Origin of the sequence: Halomonas almeriensis, from assembly GCF_030409235.1 — a bacterium.
Lineage (GTDB): Bacteria > Pseudomonadota > Gammaproteobacteria > Pseudomonadales > Halomonadaceae > Halomonas > Halomonas almeriensis.
On the sequence record NZ_JAUFPO010000005.1, the window covers coordinates 11,678 to 30,696 of the forward strand.

14 protein-coding genes are annotated in these 19,019 nt (G+C 64.8%); 8 read left to right on the plus strand and 6 right to left on the minus strand.

Annotated features, from left to right (window positions below; all coding sequences use genetic code 11):
• Positions 1-5: 5 nt before the first annotated feature.
• From QWY74_RS02480 to QWY74_RS02515, 8 genes are all read left to right on the plus strand, one after another.
• A complete protein-coding gene (locus QWY74_RS02480; RefSeq protein ID WP_290313681.1) occupies positions 6-2,966 on the plus strand; it encodes an ATP-binding protein in 2,961 nt (986 codons plus the stop codon).
• Complete coding sequence (locus QWY74_RS02485; protein ID WP_264827601.1) at positions 2,944-4,347, plus strand: sigma-54-dependent transcriptional regulator; 1,404 nt, start codon at positions 2,944-2,946, stop codon at positions 4,345-4,347. The genes QWY74_RS02480 and QWY74_RS02485 overlap by 23 nt, the downstream gene beginning before the upstream one ends.
• A gap of 944 nt (positions 4,348-5,291) precedes the next feature.
• Positions 5,292-6,692, plus strand: a complete 1,401-nt coding sequence (pcnB, locus tag QWY74_RS02490) for a polynucleotide adenylyltransferase PcnB (protein ID WP_264827599.1) — start codon at positions 5,292-5,294, stop codon at positions 6,690-6,692.
• Positions 6,689-7,195: a 2-amino-4-hydroxy-6-hydroxymethyldihydropteridine diphosphokinase gene (gene folK / locus QWY74_RS02495; protein WP_264827598.1), complete on the plus strand. Its 507-nt coding sequence runs from the start codon at positions 6,689-6,691 to the stop codon at positions 7,193-7,195. Before pcnB ends, folK begins: the two co-directional genes overlap by 4 nt.
• A gap of 103 nt (positions 7,196-7,298) precedes the next feature.
• Complete coding sequence (panB, locus tag QWY74_RS02500; RefSeq protein WP_264827597.1) at positions 7,299-8,090, plus strand: 3-methyl-2-oxobutanoate hydroxymethyltransferase; 792 nt, start codon at positions 7,299-7,301, stop codon at positions 8,088-8,090.
• Positions 8,090-8,953 carry a pantoate--beta-alanine ligase gene (panC, locus tag QWY74_RS02505; protein ID WP_264827596.1) on the plus strand — a complete coding sequence of 288 codons (864 nt, stop codon included), beginning with the start codon at positions 8,090-8,092 and terminating at the stop codon, positions 8,951-8,953. Before panB ends, panC begins: the two co-directional genes overlap by 1 nt.
• 40 nt (positions 8,954-8,993) lie before the next feature.
• Positions 8,994-9,374 carry an aspartate 1-decarboxylase gene (gene panD, locus QWY74_RS02510; protein ID WP_264827594.1) on the plus strand — a complete coding sequence of 127 codons (381 nt, stop codon included), beginning with the start codon at positions 8,994-8,996 and terminating at the stop codon, positions 9,372-9,374.
• A gap of 299 nt (positions 9,375-9,673) precedes the next feature.
• A complete protein-coding gene (locus QWY74_RS02515) occupies positions 9,674-10,849 on the plus strand; it encodes an acetyl-CoA C-acetyltransferase (protein ID WP_264827593.1) in 1,176 nt (391 codons plus the stop codon).
• Positions 10,850-10,930: 81 nt separating this feature from the next.
• Here QWY74_RS02515 and QWY74_RS02520 read toward each other — a convergent pair whose 3' ends face one another.
• The 6 genes from QWY74_RS02520 to infB all read right to left on the minus strand — a co-directional run bounded on the left by QWY74_RS02520 (position 10,931) and on the right by infB (position 19,018).
• Positions 10,931-12,055 carry an MFS transporter gene (locus tag QWY74_RS02520; RefSeq protein ID WP_264827627.1) on the minus strand — a complete coding sequence of 375 codons (1,125 nt, stop codon included), beginning with the start codon at positions 12,053-12,055 and terminating at the stop codon, positions 10,931-10,933.
• Positions 12,056-12,245: 190 nt separating this feature from the next.
• Entirely contained in the window at positions 12,246-14,381 is a 2,136-nt protein-coding gene (gene pnp / locus QWY74_RS02525) for a polyribonucleotide nucleotidyltransferase (protein WP_264827592.1), read from the minus strand.
• Positions 14,382-14,769: 388 nt separating this feature from the next.
• A complete protein-coding gene (rpsO, locus tag QWY74_RS02530) occupies positions 14,770-15,039 on the minus strand; it encodes a 30S ribosomal protein S15 (RefSeq protein ID WP_141320481.1) in 270 nt (89 codons plus the stop codon).
• A gap of 89 nt (positions 15,040-15,128) precedes the next feature.
• Positions 15,129-16,055, minus strand: coding sequence for a tRNA pseudouridine(55) synthase TruB (gene truB, locus QWY74_RS02535; protein WP_264827589.1), 927 nt, complete (start codon positions 16,053-16,055; stop codon positions 15,129-15,131).
• Positions 16,055-16,444: a 30S ribosome-binding factor RbfA gene (rbfA, locus tag QWY74_RS02540; protein ID WP_264827588.1), complete on the minus strand. Its 390-nt coding sequence runs from the start codon at positions 16,442-16,444 to the stop codon at positions 16,055-16,057. Before rbfA ends, truB begins: the two co-directional genes overlap by 1 nt.
• An 18-nt stretch (positions 16,445-16,462) precedes the next feature.
• Positions 16,463-19,018, minus strand: coding sequence for a translation initiation factor IF-2 (infB, locus tag QWY74_RS02545; RefSeq protein ID WP_264827587.1), 2,556 nt, complete (start codon positions 19,016-19,018; stop codon positions 16,463-16,465).
• Position 19,019 lies beyond the last annotated feature (1 nt).

A 19,019-nucleotide genomic window follows, 5' to 3' on the forward strand; every position in this document is an offset into this window, starting at 1 on the left:
ACCGCATGAGCCTCGATCTCTTCGGCCTGATGTGGCTCGGCACTGGGTACCTGTCGCTGCTGTTCCTGTGTGCCACGGCCGTGGACCGCGGCTGGCTGCCGCAACGTTTGGTGCGTCACCCGGCGGTCCATACCCTGGCTCTGGGTGTCTATGCCAGTGCCTGGGCCATCCACGGCAGCCTCGAGTTTGCCAGCCGCTATGGCTTCGGCTATCTGGCCTATTACCTCGGCGTTGCCGGTGCCTTCCTGCTGGCCTCCGTACTGCTGGTGCCCATTCAACGCCTCACGCGCACTCACCAGCTCTCCTCGCTGGCCGACCTATTCGCCTTCCGCTTTCGCTCACGCTGGGTCGGCACCCTGATGACAGTGGTCAGCCTGCTGGCCGTGCTGCCCCTGCTGGCCCTGCAGATCCAGACCATGGGCGAGGCCATCCATCGCCTGAGTGGCAGCGCCAGCCCTTCCCTGCTGGCGCTGGGCTTCAGCCTGTTGATCGCGCTCTTTGCCATGCTGTTCGGGGCACGCCACCTTGATCAGCATGCCCGCCATGACGGCCTGCTGGTCGCCATTGCCCTGGAGTCCGTGGTCAAGCTGGTCGCCATGCTGGCCCTCGGCGGGATCGCGTTGTTCAGTGTCTTCAACGGGCCGGCCGACCTGCAGAGCTGGCTCGACGGCGCCGGCCACGTCCACCAGACCCGAATGGCCCAACTGGATGCCGGCCAGTGGCGCACCCTGCTGTTGCTGTTCTTCGCCGCCGCCTTTCTGATGCCCCACATGTTCCACGTCACCTTTGCCGAACCCCTGGATCGCCGCACCCTGCTGCAATCCAGCTGGGCCCTGCCCTTGTTCCTGCTGCTGATGGCGCTGCCGATCCCGCTAATCATCTGGGCCTCCCAGCGCTTGGGGGTCGATGAGGCAGGGACAGGTGCCGCTTATCTGGCCTTTCAGCTATCGTCCGCCGGATGGGTCCAGGGGCTCGCCTTCATCGCCGGCCTGGCAGCCGCCAGCGGCACCATGATCATCATCTCGCTGGCGCTCTCGGGCATGGTCCTCAACCACATGGTGCTGGTGGCCCACCCGCCGATCGCCCAGCCCGACCTCTATGGCTGGCTACGCTGGCTGCGGCGTGGGCTGATTGCCGCTGTCATCGTCGCGGGCTGGCTGTTCTATCGGCTGGTCGGCGTGTACCACGACCTCTCCGCCCTGGGCCTGGCTTCCTTTGTCGGCATCGCCCAGTGTCTGCCGGGCATGCTGGCATTGCTCTACTGGCCCGGGGCCAACCGCAAGGGCATGGTCAGCGGACTCAGCGTGGGCGTGGTGATCTGGCTGGCCGGCCTGTGGGTGCCATTGCTGACGTCCTATCAGGGGCTGGTCCTGCTGCCGCCGGGCTTCGCGGCGCTGGCCGGCGACCCCGCCTGGTACAGCGTTGCCCTGGTCTCTCTGGCGGCCAACATCCTGACCTTCATCCTGGTGTCGCTGGCCACGCCGACCTCCACCGGTGAACGCGCCGCCGCCGAGGCCTGCTCGGTGGACGCCGTGGTGCGTCCCATGCGCCTGCCGCTCGCCGCCGCCAATGGTGCCGAGTTCAAGCAGCGGCTGTCGCCAGCCCTGGGGCAGGACGTGGCAAGTCGCGAGGTCGACCGGGCCCTGGAGGCCCTGGCCATATCGCCCCTGGAAGCCCGCCCCTATGCCCTGCGTCGCCTGCGTGACCGGATTCAGGCCAACCTTTCCGGCCTGATGGGCCCTTCGGTGGCGCAGGACATCGTCGACCGCTGCCTGCCCTACCAGCATGACGGGCCGGTGGCCAGCGAGGACATTCATTTCGTCGAGAACCGGCTCGAAGCCTATCGCTCGCGGCTCACCGGCCTGGCACGCGAGCTGGACAGCCTGCGACGCTACCATCGTCGAACCCTGACCCGCCTCCCGGTAGGCCTGTGCGCCTTCGGCGAGGACGGCGAGCTCTTGATGTGGAACGATGCCCTGGCCAGCCTCTCGGGCATCAGCGGTGACGCCGTGCTCGGGGCGCACCGGGACACCCTGCCCAGCCCCTGGGGCGAGCTGCTCGGCGAGATACTCGCTACTCCTCAGGAGCGCCTTTATAAAAAGCCGGTCCGCCTGGCCCGGGGAGAACACTTCCTGACCCTGCATCGTGCCGGCCTGCAGGGCGAACAGGGTGAGGACGGGGGCCACGTCATCCTGGTCGAGGATCACAGCGACATGAAATGGCTCGAGGACGAACTCATCCATGCCACCCGGCTGGCGTCCATCGGCCAGTTAGCCACCGGCGTGGCCCACGAGATCGGCAACCCCGTCACCGGTATCTCCTCCCTGGCCCAGAATCTGCGCCATGACAGCGACGACCCGGCCACCCGGGAAACCGCCGAGCAGATTCAGAGCCTGACCGACCGCATCTCGCAGATTGTCGGCTCGCTGGTCGGCTTCGCTCATGGCGGCCGGCATGTCACGGGGGGCGACCTGGCCCGCACGGAGATGAAAACGGTGATCGATGAGGCACTGCACTTGATTCGGCTCGCCCGCTCGGGAGACGCTATCGACTATGTCACCCACTGTGGTGCCGAGCATGCCGTGCTGGGCGACGCGCAGCGCCTGCAGCAGGTGATGATCAACCTGCTGAGCAATGCGCGCGACGCCAGCGAGGCTGGTGCGCGGGTCATCATCGAGGCCGAGGCGCAGGCACCCCACCTGCACCTGAGCATCACCGACCAGGGCAGCGGCATCGATCCGGCGGTGCGCGACCATCTCTTCGAGCCGTTCACGACCACCAAGCCGGCGGGCGAAGGCACCGGACTCGGTCTGCCACTGGTCTACAGCATCATCGCCGAGCACAATGGGCACATCGACATCGAGTCGCCACCCGCCGGACGAGCCAGCGGGACCCGAATCCATCTGTGGCTGCCCCTGTACCGAGACTGTGACGAAAGCCCCCATGAGCCGGATCCTGATCGTTGAAGACGAAAGCATCATTCGCAGTGCGCTGAGGCGGCTGCTGGAGCGTCATGACCACCGGGTCAGCGAAGTCGGCTCGGTTGCCGAGGCCTGCGACCTCGGCCCCCGGGAATACGACCTGATCATCGCCGATCTGCGTCTGCCCGGCGCGCCGGGCACCGATCTCATTCGCCTGGCCGAGCCGGCGCCGGTCATGATCATGACCAGCTACGCCAGCATGCGCTCGGCCGTGGATGCCCTGAAAATGGGCGCCGTGGATTACGTGGCCAAGCCGTTCGACCATGACGAACTGCTGGAGGCGGTCTCGCGCATCCTCCACCGCCAGGCCAGCCAACGCGCCGAGCCGCCCGCCGTGACCGACCCGGTCGGCCAGGCGCAACCCATGATCGGCCGCTGCCCGGCCATGCAGGCCGTCTACACCCGGATTCGCAAGACCGCCCCCGCGGATGTCACCGTTCTCATCCAGGGCGAATCGGGCACCGGCAAGGAGCTGGTCGCCCGCGCCCTGCACCAGCAGAGCCGGCGCGCCGAGGCCCCGTTGATCTGCGTCAACTGTGCCGCCATCCCCGAGACCCTGATCGAGTCCGAGCTCTTCGGCCACGAAAAGGGCGCCTTCACCGGCGCCAACAGCGCTCGCACCGGCCTGGTGGAAGCTGCCGACAACGGCACGCTGTTTCTCGACGAGATCGGCGAGCTGCCTCCGGATGCCCAGGCACGCCTGCTGCGCGTGCTGCAGGAGGGGGAAATTCGCAAGGTGGGTTCGGTGGAAACCCGGCACGTCAATGTGCGGCTGATTGCGGCCACGCATCGTGACCTCTACAGCCTCTCGCGCACCGGGGAGTTCCGGCTCGATCTCTATTACCGGCTCAACGTCATGCAGATCGACCTGCCACCTCTGCGCGATCGCGAAGACGACATTGTGGAGATCGCCGACGCTCTACTGGAGAAGGCATGTCAGCGTCACCAGCGCCACGGCCTGCGACTTTCCCGTGCCGCCCGACGTGTCATTCAGGATGCCCCCTGGCCGGGCAATGTCCGCGAGCTGGAAAATGCCCTGGAGCGCGGCGTCATCCTCGCCGAAAGCCACCTCATCCATCCGGATGATCTGGGGCTCGACGGGGCAACGACGTCGCTGGACGCGCGCCCAGCCACCGCGGCGCCGGACGTCGCCTCATCGGAGCCCCCCGCGCCGGGCCCGCTCAATGAGGATGCCGACGACCTCTCGCTGGAAGACTACTTTCAGCATTTCGTGCTCGAGCATCAGGACCAGATGAGCGAAACCGAGCTGGCCCACAAGCTGGGCATCAGCCGCAAATGCCTGTGGGAACGACGCCAGAAGCTGGGCATTCCCCGCAAGAAGGGCCCCCGCCGCCAGACCGGCTGACGCCGACTGGCGGATGCCGTGCGCTGCATGCAACGAAAGTTTAAGACCCGGCCTGACCGTCGCCTTCCCCCCATCAGGTCCTCCAGCGCCGTCGCCCTGCACCAGATTGTTACCTTCTTACACAACCCTGCGTCATGGCCGGGCACAGCGGGTAACACAGGCCAAGACAGCTCTCTGTGACAGCATGATGAAAATATTTAAATAACTGAATAAAAGGCATTTTTTTCAAAATGGCACGACCAGTGCAAGTATAAAAATAAGAAAAACAATCCGGATGTCATCGAGGTCGCCAACAACAATAACGACCAACACCGATGACATGACCCGAAACAACAACAAATCACTCGGGTCGTGACACTGGAGCGCCCTGCTGACTAACAACAACACCGCATGAGGCGCGAGTCTTCGAGACCAACAAGAACAAGCATCTCGAAACCGGAAGAGGATCACGCGACGCCCCGACATCGGCCATCAACAATAACAAGAGCCGCCAGGTGGCACTCCCGGCAACAACAACAAGCCGCCGGGAGGAGGTATGCAACCCATGCCGTCGTGGTTGGATTATTGTTTTGAATACGAGGCGGTCACTGCCCGGAGCAGTACAAGGACAACAATATGCTTGCCTGAGACTCCTTGGTGACTGTGGTGCGTATTCAAGGCGATGCGCCATCACGAAGAACAACAGCAGCTCACGAGCTGAATCTTGCAGGACTGCGGGGAGGCCTATGACCTCCCCTTTCTGTTGACCGCCTGTCCCGCCACGGCCCTTCCTGACTGCTTCACACTGGGCGCCATCGTCTCATCGGGCTGGGTGAGGTCCTGCCCCCAAGGCCCCCGAAAGAGCGCCATGCTTTGCAAGGCCGCGGGTGTCCGCTACACTCGACGCCTTCAATGATTTCACTCTGCCCCTATTTTTTCGAACTCCCGCGAGTCGACAACACCGCATGATCAAAGGTTTTACCCGCTTTCTGCAGAGCCCCGGCGAGCACCTCAAGTCGCTGTTCGGCACTCAGGATGCGCCGGCCGGAGGCCCAGTGCTGCGCATCATACCTCGCGAAGAGCATCCTGTTTCGCGCCAGCTACTCAGTGACTCGGCGCTCAAGGTGCTTTATCGCCTGCACAATGCCGGATTCGAGGCCTTCCTGGTCGGTGGCTGCATTCGTGACGCACTGCTCGGGCGCCAGCCCAAGGACTTCGATGTGGCCACCGACGCCACCCCGGAAGAAATCCGCGACCTGTTTCGCAACTCGCGCCTGATCGGTCGGCGCTTCCGCATTGTGCACGTGCGATTCGGGCGCGAAGTCATCGAGGTCACCACCTTCCGAGGCAAGCCGGGCGAGGATCATGGCCAGCACATCGCCCATCAGTCCGACGATGGCATGCTGTTGCGCGACAACGTCTGGGGCAGTATTGAAGAAGATGCCCTGCGCCGGGACTTCACGATCAATGCGCTGTATTACAACATCGCTGATTTCTCGATTCATGACTTTGCCGATGGCGTGCGTGACATCGAGTCGCGCACGCTACGCCTGATCGGCGACCCGGCGACCCGCTACCGCGAGGACCCGGTACGCATGCTGCGGGCGGTCCGCTTTGCCGCCAAGCTGGATTTCGAGCTTGATGGCACGACCGAAGCACCGCTCGAAGAGCTGGCACCCCAGCTGTTGCAAGTGCCGCCGGCGCGCCTTTTCGATGAAACCCTCAAGCTTTTCATGAGCGGTCACGGCGTCGCCACCTATCATCTGCTGAGGGATTACGGCCTTTTCCCCATGCTGTTTCCGGAGACCGCTGAGGCATTCGAAGAATTGCCCTGGGCCGAGGCCGTGATCGAGCAGGCGCTGGCCAGTACCGACCAGCGCGTACAGCGGGACCGTCCGGTCACGCCGGCTTTCCTGTTTGCCGCCCTGCTCTGGGGCCCGGTGCAGTTGCATCAGCGAGCCCACGAGGCCGACGGCATGCCGCCGATCCCGGCGCTGCAGGCCGCTTCGCAGCGCGTCGTCTCCCGGCAACTTCAGCACATCTCGATCCCCAAGCGCTTCAGCCTGCCCATGCGCGATATCTGGGACCTACAGCAACGCCTGCCCAAGCGCCGGGGCAAGCGCGCCTTCCAGACACGCGAGCATCCGCGCTTCCGAGCCGCCTATGACTTCCTGCTGCTGCGCGAAGCCGCCGGCGAGATCGAGCCGGGGCTGGGGGAATGGTGGAATGCTTTCCAGAATGCCGACGAGCATGAGCAGCGCCGCCTGCTGGGCAAGGTCGACGTTGACCCGGCCGGCTCCCCCGGCCCGCGCAAGCGGCGTCGGCGGCGCCGACGCAAGCCACAGAACGCGCCCTCGGACTCATGAGCTTCGCCTGGATCGGCCTGGGCAGTAACCTGGATGACCCGGCAGAGCATGTCACCCGCGCCCTGACCGAGCTCGACGGACTGCCTCTGACCCAGCGCGTGCTGGCGTCATCGCTGTATGCCACACGGCCTGTGGGGCCGGCGGATCAGCCGGACTTCATCAATGCCGTCGCCCGGCTGGAAACCCGACTCTCGCCACTGGCGCTGCTCGACCAGCTTCAGGCGCTGGAGCAACGCCATGGTCGGGTGCGCGAGCGTCGCTGGGGTCCTCGCACTCTGGATCTGGATCTGCTCCTTTTCAATAACCGCCAGCTGAGCTGGCCGCGACTAACGCTCCCCCATGCGCAGATGACCCGTCGAGCCTTCGTGCTGGTACCGCTGGTCGAGGTGGCACCCAAGCTTTCGTTACCCGACGGCCAGGCCCTCAGCGAGAGCCTGGCGAAGTTGCCGGATGCCGCCTCGCCTCGCCGCATGCCGGAAGTAGTGTTACCGGAAAGTCGCTGACAAGGCACAAGTGTTACCTATCGACACCTTGCCCCAAATCAAGTAACAATCCACGTTACCCAAGCGCCGCCCTGTGCGGCCGATGACACAACGAGAGTACGCCATGAAACCCGTCACCCTGAGCACGCTGCAGGCCCACAAGCGCGCCGGTGAGGCCTTCAGCTGCCTGACAGCCTACGACGCCACCTTTGCTCGTGCGGCCAGTGCCGCCGGTATCGAAGTGCTGCTAGTGGGCGACTCCCTGGGCATGGTCCTGCAGGGCCACGCCAGCACCCTGCCAGTCACCCTGGCCGACATGGCCTATCACACCCGCTGCGTCGCACGACACAAGGGCAACAGCCTGCTGATGGTCGACCTTCCCTTCATGAGCAATGCCTCCACCCAGCGTCTGCTCGAGGATGCCGGCGAGCTGATGCGTGCCGGTGCCGAAATGGTCAAGGTCGAGGGCGAGGCCTGGATGGCGGAGGGCGTGCGTGAACTGGTACGCCGCGGCGTGCCGGTCTGCGCTCACCTGGGACTGACCCCCCAGGCGGTGCATCAGCTCGGCGGGTATAAGGTGCAGGGCCGGGATGATGAGCAGGCCTCGCGCATTCTCGAGCAGGCACGCGTTCTGGTTGAGGCCGGCGCTTCGGTGATTCTGCTGGAGTGCGTTCCGGCCAGCCTGGGTCGGGCCGTCAGCGAGGCCCTGGAGGTGCCGGTGATTGGCATCGGCGCCGGCCCGGACACCGATGGCCAGATTCTTGTCATGCACGATGTGCTGGGGGTCACCGAGGGTCGCAGCCCGCGCTTCGTCAAGAACTTCATGACCGAGGCCGACAACATTCAGGACGCCTTCAAGCGCTACCATGGTGCCGTCAAGACACGTCAATTCCCTGCCGAGGAGCACTCTTTCTGATGCAATGCCTGCAGCGGATACACGCTCTGCGCGACGCACTGCACAGCCACCGCCGAGCCGGCCAGCGTATCGGTCTGGTGCCCACCATGGGCAATCTGCATGACGGCCATCTCGCCCTGGTCGCCGCAGCGCGCCAGCATGCCGATATCGTGGTGGCCAGCATCTTCGTCAATCCGACCCAGTTCGGCCCGGGCGAAGACCTGGAGGCCTATCCGCGGACCCTGGAGGCGGATTGCGCCAGGCTCAGGGAGGCCGGCTGCGACCTGGTGTTCGTACCCGACGAGCGCACGCTGTACCCCCGGGGCGGCCAGCGCCAGACCCGCGTCAGCGTGCCGGAGGTGTCGCAAGGGCTGTGCGGCGGTTCACGGCCCGGCCATTTCGACGGCGTGGCGACCATCGTCACCATGCTATTCAACCTGGTCCAGCCCGACCTGGCCTGCTTCGGCGAGAAGGACTACCAGCAGCTGGCAGTGATTCGCCGTCTGGTGGAGGACCTGCACCTGCCCATCGAGATCATCGGCGTGCCCATCGTGCGCGACGCGGATGGCCTGGCCATGTCGTCACGCAATGGTTACCTGACGACCGACCAGCGGCGCACGGCGCCCCATCTGCAACAGACACTTCGCGAGCTGGGCGATGCCCTGGAAGCCGGCGCCGAAGTCAGCGCAACCCTGCAAGAGGGGCGTCAGCGCCTGTGCGAGGCCGGCTTCGAGCCCGATTACTTGGAGCTGCGCGCCGCCGACCTGAGCGAGTCCAATGCCTCGGCAGGGGACGCCGTGCTACTCGCCGCGGCCTGGCTCGGCAGCACCCGACTGATCGACAACCTGACCCTGAGGCTGCCTGCGGCCACTTCACCGCCCTGACCACCTTCATGTCCTGACTCACCCATAAGAGGAGCCCGCGATGCTCACCCATATGCTCAAGGCCAAGCTGCACATGGCCCGTGTGACCCACGCCGTTCTCAACTATGAAGGTTCCTGCGCCATCGATGGCGAGCTGCTCGATATGGCAGGCATCCGCGACAACGAACAGATCCAGATCTACAACGTCGAGAATGGCCAGCGCTTTACCACCTATGCCATCCGCGCCGAGGAAGGCTCCGGCATCATCTCGGTCAACGGCGCCGCCGCCCATCTCGCCAGTGCCGACCAGCGGGTCATCATCTGCAGCTACGCCATGTACACCGACGCTGAACTGGATACCCATCAGCCGGCCCTGGTCTACCTGCAGGATGGCAACGCGGTCAGCCACACCAGCAACGCGATTCCCGTCCAGCTGGCCTGACGCCTGTCACCTCCCCCGGCCCGGCATGGCCCGATTGCCGGGCCTTGTTCGACGTAAGTTCATGGAGCTTTCACACACTAGACATTGCCGCAGCGCACAATGGTCGCCTATGCTGAAAAGGCGTATGTCCGTCCAGGAAGCGCTGAATAAATCGCCGAGCATAGCAAAGCGCAAGGCGCCCGGAGCACAGAAAGCGAGACATAACAATAAGTTAGGCGAGCTTTCGAGCACCGAGTAACGAAGCGATTGGCATGCGCAGGCATTTATCCAGTGTTTCCCTCATATCAGGAGTCTTGACCATGCCAGAAGTGGTAATCGTTGCTGCACGCCGTACCGCTGTCGGCGCCTTCGGCGGCTCTCTTGCCGGCATTCCCGCCAGTGAACTCGGTGCCCATGTCATCAAGGATATCCTTGGTGGCACCGGTGTTGCCGGCGACCAGGTCGACGAGGTGCTGCTCGGCCAGGTGCTGACCGCCGGCACCGGCCAGAACCCGGCCCGCCAGGCGGCCATTCAGGCCGGGCTGCCCGAGGCGGTGCCCGCCATGACCATCAACAAGGTCTGCGGCTCCGGGCTCAAGGCCCTGCATCTGGCCACCCAGGCCATCCGTTGTGGCGATGCCGAGCTGATCCTCGCCGGCGGCCAGGAGAACATGTCGCTGTCACCGCATGTGCTGCCCAATTCGCGCACCGGCCAGCGCATGGGCGACTGGAAGGCCATCGACTCCATGGTCCACGACGGCCTGTGGGACGCTTTCAACAACTATCACATGGGCATTACCGCCGAGAACCTGGCGGAGAAGTACAGCATCACCCGCGAAGCCATGGACGAATTCGCCGCCGCTTCCCAGCAGAAGGCCGCCGCCGCTATTCGTGAAGAACGTTTCAAGGGCCAGATCGCCGGCATCAACATCCCCCAGCGCAAGGGCGACCCGGTCCTCTTCGACACCGACGAGAACCCGCGCGAGGTCACCGCCGAGAAGCTGGGTAGCATGCGCCCGGCCTTCAAGAAGGACGGTAGCGTCACCGCCGGCAATGCCTCGGCCCTCAATGATGGCGCCGCCGTGGTCATGCTGTGTTCCGCCGAGAAGGCCGAAGCCCTGGGGCTGGAGCCACTGGCCCGCATCAAGGCCTACTCCAATGCCGGCGTCGATCCCTCCATCATGGGCATCGGCCCGGCCCCGGCCACGCGCCGCTGCCTCGACAAGGCCGGCTGGAGCCTTGAGGACCTGGACCTGGTCGAAGCCAACGAGGCCTTCGCGGCCCAAGCGCTGGCGGTCAACAAGGAGCTGGGCTGGGACACCGACAAGGTCAACGTCAATGGCGGCGCCATTGCCCTGGGCCACCCGATCGGCGCCTCCGGCTGTCGCATCCTGGTCAGCCTGGTCCACGAGATGATCGCCCGCGATGCCCACAGGGGGTTGGCAACACTGTGCATCGGCGGGGGTCAGGGCGTGGCACTGGCCATCGAGCGATGATGGCTCGCTGAAGGCCCCTCCCGACCCATCGTCGCCCTCGACAGGCCCCCGTTCGACGGGGGCCTTGTCGTTGCGTTGCCGTCAATCGCAGCTGGACCCGACCACCCGCGATGGTGTGCCTGCCACCAGTACCGCCGCCACGACGAACAGTGCGCCCGAGCACCACAGCACACCACTCAGGCCGGTGGCATCGACCACCTGCCCCCCGGCCATGGCACCGATACCAATCGACATGTTGAACACGAAGGCCATCAGGGCCGTGGCCGCCTCGGTGTTGCGGGCGCTCTTGAGAATCCAGGTCTGCAGGCTGACCGAGATACTGCCGAACACGGCGCCCCACAGTATCAGTAGTACGGTGGCGCCGAACGGCTGTCGCCCGATCAGCGGAAACGACAGGGTCACGCAGGCCAGCAGTATCGGAATGACCAGCACGGTGGCATAGGGCCGGCGTCCGGCGGCACTGCCGGCGAAGAAGTTGCCAACCAGCCCCGCCCCGCCGAAGCACAACAGCAGCGCACTGACACTGGCCAGCGGAATGCCGGAGAGCTCCTGCAGAATCGGACTGATGAAGGTGTAGGCGGAGAAGTGCCCTATCACGATCAGCGCCGTCGCCGCCGCGCCAACCCGTACGCCTCGGCTGGCAAACTGGTCGGCCAGATTCGACAGACGCACCGGCTCGCTGGCCGGCAGGCTCGGCAGCAACCGCCATAGGGCCAGGGTCACCAGCAGGCTCAGCCCCCCCAGCGCGCCAAGGGCAGTGCGCCAGTCGGTATGCTCACCGAGCCAGGTGCCCGCCGGCACACCCAGCACGGTGGCACCGGCCACGCCACTGAAGATCATCGACATGGCACGCGGCACCTGCGCCAGCGCCACCAACCGCGAGGCCAGGCCCCCGGCAATGGCCCAGAAGCCACCGATGCACACGCCCACCAACACCCGAGTGGCCAGCAGGCTGATGAAGTCATTCGCCAATGCCCCCAGAAGACTGGCCAGGGTCATCAGCGCCATCAGCCCGGTGAGCAGCCAGCGGCGATCCAGTCGACCGACCGCCACCGGCAGCAAGGGAGCTGCGAAGGCGGCCACGACGCCGGGCACCGTGATCAGCAGGCCGGCCACGCCCGGGGTGACGTCCAGCGAGTCGGCGACCTGTGACAACAGCCCGATGGGCAGTTGCTCGGCCGTCACCAGCAGGAAGATGCCGGCCATCACAGCCCCCACACCTAGCCAGTCACGGCGCTGGGTGACCGCCTTGGCGGAGGTGGATGACGCGGCGCTATGCGGATGTGTCATGTGTTGTCTCGTTGCTATCCGTGTGATCCAGCCCTAACGAAACCGCCCCCGCAGCCAGGCTGCAGGGGCGGTGGGCTTCAAGCGCAGGTGGCTTGAAGGCAGCAGCTTACAGCTGCGCTTCTTCGGTGGCCTCGGCTTCGAAGGCGGCCTTCTCTTCCGGCGTGATTTCCTTGATGGTCAGCTTCACCCGGTTGCGATTGTCGATGTCGAGCACCTTGACGATTGGCTCGTCGCCCTCGTTCAGGAAGTCGCGCACATCATTGACCCGCTCGGGCACGATCTGGGAAATGTGCACCAGACCGTCGGTACCCGGAATGATGTTGACGAAGGCGCCGAAGTCGGCGATGCGCACCACCTTGCCACGATACAGCTTGCCGATCTCGGGCACGGCGGTGATCGACAGCACGGTATCGATCGCCGCCTTGGCCGCCGATTTCTCCTCGGCATAGATGCGTACCGTGCCATCGTCGTCGAGGTCGATGGAGGCGCCAGTGTCCTCGCAGATCTTGCGGATCATGGCACCGCCCTTACCGATGACATCGCGGATCTTTTCCGGGTCAATCTTGATGGTCGCCATGGAGGGCGCGTTCTCGGAGACCTCGTTACGGCTGGTGCCGATCACGTCGTTCATCTGGCCGAGGATATGCTGGCGAGCTTCATGGGCCTGCTGCAGGGCCTGCTCCATGATTTCCTCGTTGATGCCCTCGATCTTGATGTCCATCTGCAGGGCCGTGACACCGTCGGCACTGCCGGCCACCTTGAAGTCCATGTCGCCGAGGTGATCCTCGTCACCCAGGATGTCGGTCAGCACGGCGAAGTCATCCCCATCCTTGACCAGACCCATGGCGATACCGGCCACCGGGGCCTTCATGGGCACGCCAGCATCCATCAGGGCTAGCGAGGAACCACATACCGAGGCCATCGAGCTCGAGCCGTTGGACTCGGTGATTTCCGAGACCACCCGGATGGTGTAGGGGAAGTCGTCCTCGGACGGCAGCATGGCTTCAACACCCCGACGGGCCAGACGGCCATGGCCGATCTCGCGACGCTTGGGTCCGCCCATGAAGCCGGCTTCGCCGACGCAATAAGGGGGGAAGTTGTAGTGCAGCAGGAAGCGATCCTTGCGCTCTCCTTCCAGGGACTCGATCAGCTGGGCATCACGTAGGGTGCCCAGGGTTGCCACGACCACCGCCTGGGTCTCGCCGCGGGTAAAGACGGCCGAGCCATGCGTTTTTGGCAGGCCACCGACCTGGATATCCAGCGGGCGCACGGTCTTCAGGTCACGCCCATCGATACGCGGCTCGCCCTTGACCACACGGCTGCGCACGACACGCTTCTCGAGGCTGGAGAAGGCACCCTTGACCTCATCGGCGGCAAACTGGCCGTCCTCGTCGCCAGCGAGCCGGGCAATGGCCTCGTCCTTCAGCGCCGCCAGAGCATCCTGACGCTGCATCTTATCGGTCACCCGGTAGGCTTCGCCGATGCGGGCCTCGAAGTCGCTGGCCAGGGCGCTCTTGAGGGCCTGGTTTTCCTCGGCGGCCGGCCATTCCCAGCGTGGTTTGCCGGCCTCGGCGGTCAGTTCGTTGATCGCCTGGATCACCGTCTGCATCTCCTGGTGAGCAAACAGCACGGCCCCCAGCATCTCGTCCTCGAGCAGCTCCCTGGCCTCGGACTCGACCATCAGCACGGCTTTCTCGGTGCCGGCCACCACCATGTTCAGTTCGGAGCTGGTCAGCTCCTCGACGGTCGGGTTGAGGAAGTAACCCTGCTCTTCAGTGAAGCCGACCCGCGCCGCGCCGATCGGACCGTTGAAGGGAACGCCGGAAATCGCCAGCGCCGCCGAAGTGCCGATCATGGCGGCGATGTCCGGGTCCTGGTTGCGGTCGGTGGAGAGCACCGTGCAGATGACCTGGACCTCGTTCATGAAGCCGTTGGGGAACAGCGGACGGATCGGCCGGTCGATCAGCCGCGAGGTCAGCGTTTCCTTCTCGGTAGGGCGCCCTTCGCGCTTGAAGAAGCCACCGGGAATCTTGCCGACCGCATAGGTCTTCTCCTGGTAGTGCACGGAGAGTGGGAAGAACGGCTGGGAAGGGTTGGCGTCCTTCTTGGCCACGACGGTGCACAGCACAACGGTATTGTCCATGGTCACCATCACGGCACCAGAGGCCTGGCGGGCGATGCGCCCGGTTTCCAGGGTGACGGTGCTGCGACCATATTCAAATGTTTTCTTGACCGGATTCACGGCGGCTTCCTTCAACTTGTCGATTCATGTTCGGGTCGTTTTGACTCGCCGACCATTTTAGGGATTGACGGCCGAGAGGGCCACCGATTCTGTCACCCGCCCCGCCTCGCCAGCCCGACCGACTGCCCCGGACGCCCCCTGACAGACGAAACGGGCGGCCCCGAAGGACCGCCCGTTTCAACTGGCCTGAATGAAGAAAAGGAGGAATTCGCGTAGCGAGCGACGAGAGGCTGGTCGCCGCCGGCGCGCAGGACCCGCAGTGTAGGTGAAACTACATGAGGAGTCCGAGCACCGCCGGCGGCCAGGATCGCTAGGTTCGTTCCCGACGAACCATCGCACTTCCCACATCCCTGTGGGTCGTCGAGCGCAGTAGCGAATGCCCCTTTTCTTAGCGGCGCAGGCCGAGACGCTTGATAATCGCCTGATACCGGTCGAAATCCTTGCGCTTCAGATAGTCCAGCAGCTTGCGACGCTGGTTGACCATGCGGATCAGGCCACGACGCGAGTGGTGGTCCTGCTTGTTAGTCTTGAAGTGTCCCTGCAGGCCGTCGATGTTGGCGGTCAGCAGTGCCACCTGAACCTCGGGGGAACCAGTGTCGTTTTCACCACGGCCGTGTTCGTTGACGATCGCGGCTTTCTGTTCTGCGGTCAGTGCCATCTGTCTCTCCAGTAAGCAATATGCCTAATGATGAATGTCGGGGACCACGCATATTTGCAGTCCCCACGCCCAGCCCGTCTCGGACTGGCTTACGCCGCCCCCGCGACTGCGGAGCTCAGCAGACGCCGGGGCGCTATATCCCCGGCCGCCGTCACCACGCCGAGGCCCCGGAAGGTCTCGTCATGGTAAAGCCTGATCAAACTGTCGACGGGCAGTACACCCGCCTCGTTTCCTGCCGCCTGGCCGTAGCTCAGGTGGCGGGCGCCGGCATCACTCAGGTCATGACGCGGCAGATGGGCTACCAGCACATCGACGGGCAGCAGTGCCGCATCCTGTGAGGCCGCCTCGACCCGCTGCTCCAGGCTTGCCAGGTCGAGCATGTCATCCGCCACGAAGGGCCCTGTCTTGAGCCGCCGCAGGGCGCTGATGTGGCCCCCGCAGCCGAGTGCCTGACCGATGTCTTCGGCCAGGGTACGGATGTAGGTGCCCTTGCTGACCCGTGCCTCCATCTCGAAGGCCGTGCCGTCGAACGCCAGGAGGCGCGCATCATACACGCTCACGCGCCGCGCTGCACGCTCGATTGTCTTGCCCTCGCGAGCCAGCTCGTAGAGCTTGCGGCCCTGATGCTTGAGGGCCGAATACATCGGCGGCACCTGATCGAGCTCGCCGATGAAATCGCCGAGCACCGCGCTGATCGCGGTCTCGTCGAGTGCCGGCGGGGCACGTCGTTCCAGCACCTCGCCTTCGGCATCGCCGGTATCGGTGATCACACCGAGCTCGACGCGGGTCCGATAGACCTTGTCGGCATCCAGCAGGTACGACGAGAACTTGGTGGCCTCGCCGAAGCAGACCGGCAGCAAGCCCGTCGCCATCGGGTCCAGAGTACCGGTGTGCCCGGCCTTCTGCGCATCGAACAAGCGCCGGGCACGCTGCAGGGCATGATTGCTGGACAGCCCGGCGGGCTTGTCCAGCAACAGCACGCCGTTCACAGCGCGGCCGCGACGACGGCGTGCCATTAGCGTTGGCCTTCCTCGTCATCATGACGCGCGCGATCATCAGCCACGGCCTCGTCAATCAGCGAGGAAAGGCGCTGGCCACGCTCCAGGCTGGCATCATAATGAAAACGCAGCTCGGGCACATGGCGCAGCTTGATGCGGCGCGCGATCTGCCCGCGCAGAAAGCCGGCCGCGCGCTTGAGAATCTTCAGATTCTCGGCCACGCGCTGGTCGTCATTCTCGCCCAGCAGGGTCACGTGAACATCGGCATACCCCAGGTCTCGACTGACCTCGACACCGCTGACGGTGACCATGCCCAGCCGCGGGTCCTTGATCTCGCGCTGAATGAGTACCGCCAGCTCCTTCTGGAGCTGGTCGGCCACTCGGTCGGTACGCTTGAACTCACGCATAATCGGCTCCTCGAACGGTCACAGTGTCCGCTCGACCTTGACCTGATCGAAGACCTCGATCTTGTCGCCGACCTGGACATCGTTGTAGTTCTTCACGCCGATGCCGCACTCGACCCCGCTGCGGACCTCGTTGACATCATCCTTGTAGCGACGCAGGGATTCCAGCTCGCCCTCGTAGATGACCACGTTTTCGCGCAGTACGCGGATCTTCTTCTGACGATGCACGTTGCCCTCGATCACCATGCAGCCGGCCACCTGGCCGATCTTGGGTGCCCGGAAGACATCGCGAACCTCGGCCACACCGACGATCTGCTCTTTCCAGTCGGGCTCGAGCATGCCGCTCATGGCCTGCTTGACCTCGTCGATCAGGTGGTAGATAACGCTGTAGTAGCGCAGCTCCAGGCCTTCACGTTCGATGATCTCGCGGGCGGCCGCGTCGGCACGCACGTTGAAGCCGACCACGATGGCCTCGGAGGCCAGTGCCAGGTTGGCATCGGTACCGGTGATACCGCCCACCCCGGAGGACACCACGGCAACCTTCACCTCGTCGGTGGAGAGTTCCTCGAGGGCACCCTTGATGGCTTCCAGCGAGCCCTGCACATCGGCCTTGAGGACGATGTTGACCTTGGCCGCCTCTTCCTGACCCATCTGGCTGAACATGTTCTCCAGCTTGGCCTTCTGCTGCCGGGCCAGACGCACCTCGCGGTACTTGCCCTGGCGGAAGTTGGCCACTTCACGGGCCTTCTTCTCGTCGTCGAGGACCATGAAGTCATCACCGGCTTCCGGCGTGCCATCCAGGCCCTGGATCTCCACCGGCATGGCGGGCCCCACTTCCTCGACCTGCTTGCCGAGTTCGTTGGTCAGGGCGCGCACCCGGCCGTAGTGCAGGCCGGCGAGCACGATATCGCCACGCTTCAGGGTGCCGTTCTGGACCAGCACGGTGGCCACGGGGCCGCGACCCTTGTCGAGACGCGACTCGACCACCACGCCCTTGCCGGGCGCTTCCGGCACAGCCTTGAGCTCGAGCACTTCGGACACCAGCTGGATGGATTCGAGAAGGTTCTCGATGCCATCGCCCGACTTGGCAGAGACATGCACGAACTGCGTATCGCCACCCCATTCCTCGGAGATGACGCCGTGCTGGGACAGCTCGTTCTTGACGCGGTCCGGATCGGCATTTTCCCTGTCGATCTTGTTGACGGCCACGACCATCGGCACTTCGGCTGCCTTGGAGTGCTCGACCGCCTCGATGGTCTGCGGCATGACACCATCATCGGCCGCCACGACCAGCACCACCACGTCCGTGGCCTTGGCGCCGCGTGCCCGCATGGCGGTAAAGGCCGCGTGGCCCGGCGTGTCCAGGAAGGTCACGCCGCCATGGTCATCCTCGACGTGATAGGCGCCGATGTGCTGGGTGATACCGCCGGCTTCGCCGGTGGCCACCTTGGCACGCCGGATATAGTCGAGCAGCGAGGTCTTGCCGTGGTCGACGTGGCCCATGACCGTGACGACCGGCGAGCGGGTAATCTCTTCGCCCTCGTAGGAGATGCCTTCGAGAACTTCCGTCTCCAGCGCATCATCCTTGACCAGCTTGGGCTTGTGGCCCATTTCCTCGACCACAATGGCCGCGGTGTCCTGGTCAATGGTCTGGTTGATGGTCACCGCCGCGCCCATGGTGAACATGGCCTTGATGACCTCGTTGGCCTTGATCGACATCTTGTCGGCCAGGTCGGCAACGCTGATGGACTCGGGGATGGAGACTTCACGGACGATCGGCTGGGTCGGCTTCTGGAAGCCGTGCTTGCCGCCGCCCTGGCCACCGCCACGGCGCGTGCCGCGACGCTCGGCGCGCTTGGCCTTGCGCCCGCCACGACGCCGCTCTTCACGGTCGCTGCGGTCTTCTTCACGCTCACCGCTGCCACGGCCCTTCTTGCCGGGCTTGCCACTGGCCTTCTTGACGGCGGCGCGACGTCCCTCGGTGCGGCCTTCCTTGGGCGGCGCCGGGGATTCGTTGGGCGCCGGGGTCTCGAGCTCCGGCACCGGAATCTCGGGCTCGGCCTGAGCCTTGTCGGCCTCGGCCTTGTCGGCGGCGGCCTTGTCGGCGGCGGCCTTTTCAGCCTCGGCTTGCTCGGCTGCCTGGCGGGCCTGCTCTTCCTCGGCACGACGCTTGTCGTCCTCGGCTTTCTCGGCTTCACGCTTGGCTTCGGCCGATGCCATGTCACCCACCAGCTGGCGGGGCCCGGCCTCTTCCTGCTGGGGCTCATCGGCCGGCTCTTCCTCACGCTTCACATAGGTGCGCTTCTTGCGGACCTGCACCTCGATGCTCTTGCCGCGCTCGCCGGTATTGATACGGCTGCGGGTCTTGCGGGTGAGGGTGACGCGGTTTTTCTCTCCCGGCGAGCCACTTCCCCCGTGGCTCTTGGTGAGATAATCGAGCAGTTTGCGCTTGTCTTCCTCGGACACAACGTCGCCCTCGGACTTGTGCTCGAGTCCGGCTTCTTTCATCTGCTCCAGCAAGCGGGACACATCGCGCCCTACCTTTGCTGCAAAATCCTTAACGGTCATTTCTGACATT

Excerpts from the sequence above, each read along its gene's own strand:
- panD (WP_264827594.1), top strand. The coding sequence starts at position 8,994 with ATGCTCACCCATATGCTCAAGGCCAAGCTGCACATGGCCCGTGTGACC.
- QWY74_RS02515 (WP_264827593.1), top strand. The coding sequence starts at position 9,674 with ATGCCAGAAGTGGTAATCGTTGCTGCACGCCGTACCGCTGTCGGCGCC.
- panB (WP_264827597.1), top strand. The coding sequence starts at position 7,299 with ATGAAACCCGTCACCCTGAGCACGCTGCAGGCCCACAAGCGCGCCGGT.
- folK (WP_264827598.1), top strand. The coding sequence starts at position 6,689 with ATGAGCTTCGCCTGGATCGGCCTGGGCAGTAACCTGGATGACCCGGCA.
- infB (WP_264827587.1), bottom strand. The coding sequence starts at position 19,018 with ATGTCAGAAATGACCGTTAAGGATTTTGCAGCAAAGGTAGGGCGCGAT.
- pcnB (WP_264827599.1), top strand. The coding sequence starts at position 5,292 with ATGATCAAAGGTTTTACCCGCTTTCTGCAGAGCCCCGGCGAGCACCTC.
- QWY74_RS02485 (WP_264827601.1), top strand. The coding sequence starts at position 2,944 with ATGAGCCGGATCCTGATCGTTGAAGACGAAAGCATCATTCGCAGTGCG.
- QWY74_RS02520 (WP_264827627.1), bottom strand. The coding sequence starts at position 12,055 with ATGGCCGGCATCTTCCTGCTGGTGACGGCCGAGCAACTGCCCATCGGG.
- truB (WP_264827589.1), bottom strand. The coding sequence starts at position 16,055 with ATGGCACGCCGTCGTCGCGGCCGCGCTGTGAACGGCGTGCTGTTGCTG.
- rbfA (WP_264827588.1), bottom strand. The coding sequence starts at position 16,444 with ATGCGTGAGTTCAAGCGTACCGACCGAGTGGCCGACCAGCTCCAGAAG.
- panC (WP_264827596.1), top strand. The coding sequence starts at position 8,090 with ATGCAATGCCTGCAGCGGATACACGCTCTGCGCGACGCACTGCACAGC.
- QWY74_RS02480 (WP_290313681.1), top strand. The coding sequence starts at position 6 with ATGAGCCTCGATCTCTTCGGCCTGATGTGGCTCGGCACTGGGTACCTG.
- rpsO (WP_141320481.1), bottom strand. The coding sequence starts at position 15,039 with ATGGCACTGACCGCAGAACAGAAAGCCGCGATCGTCAACGAACACGGC.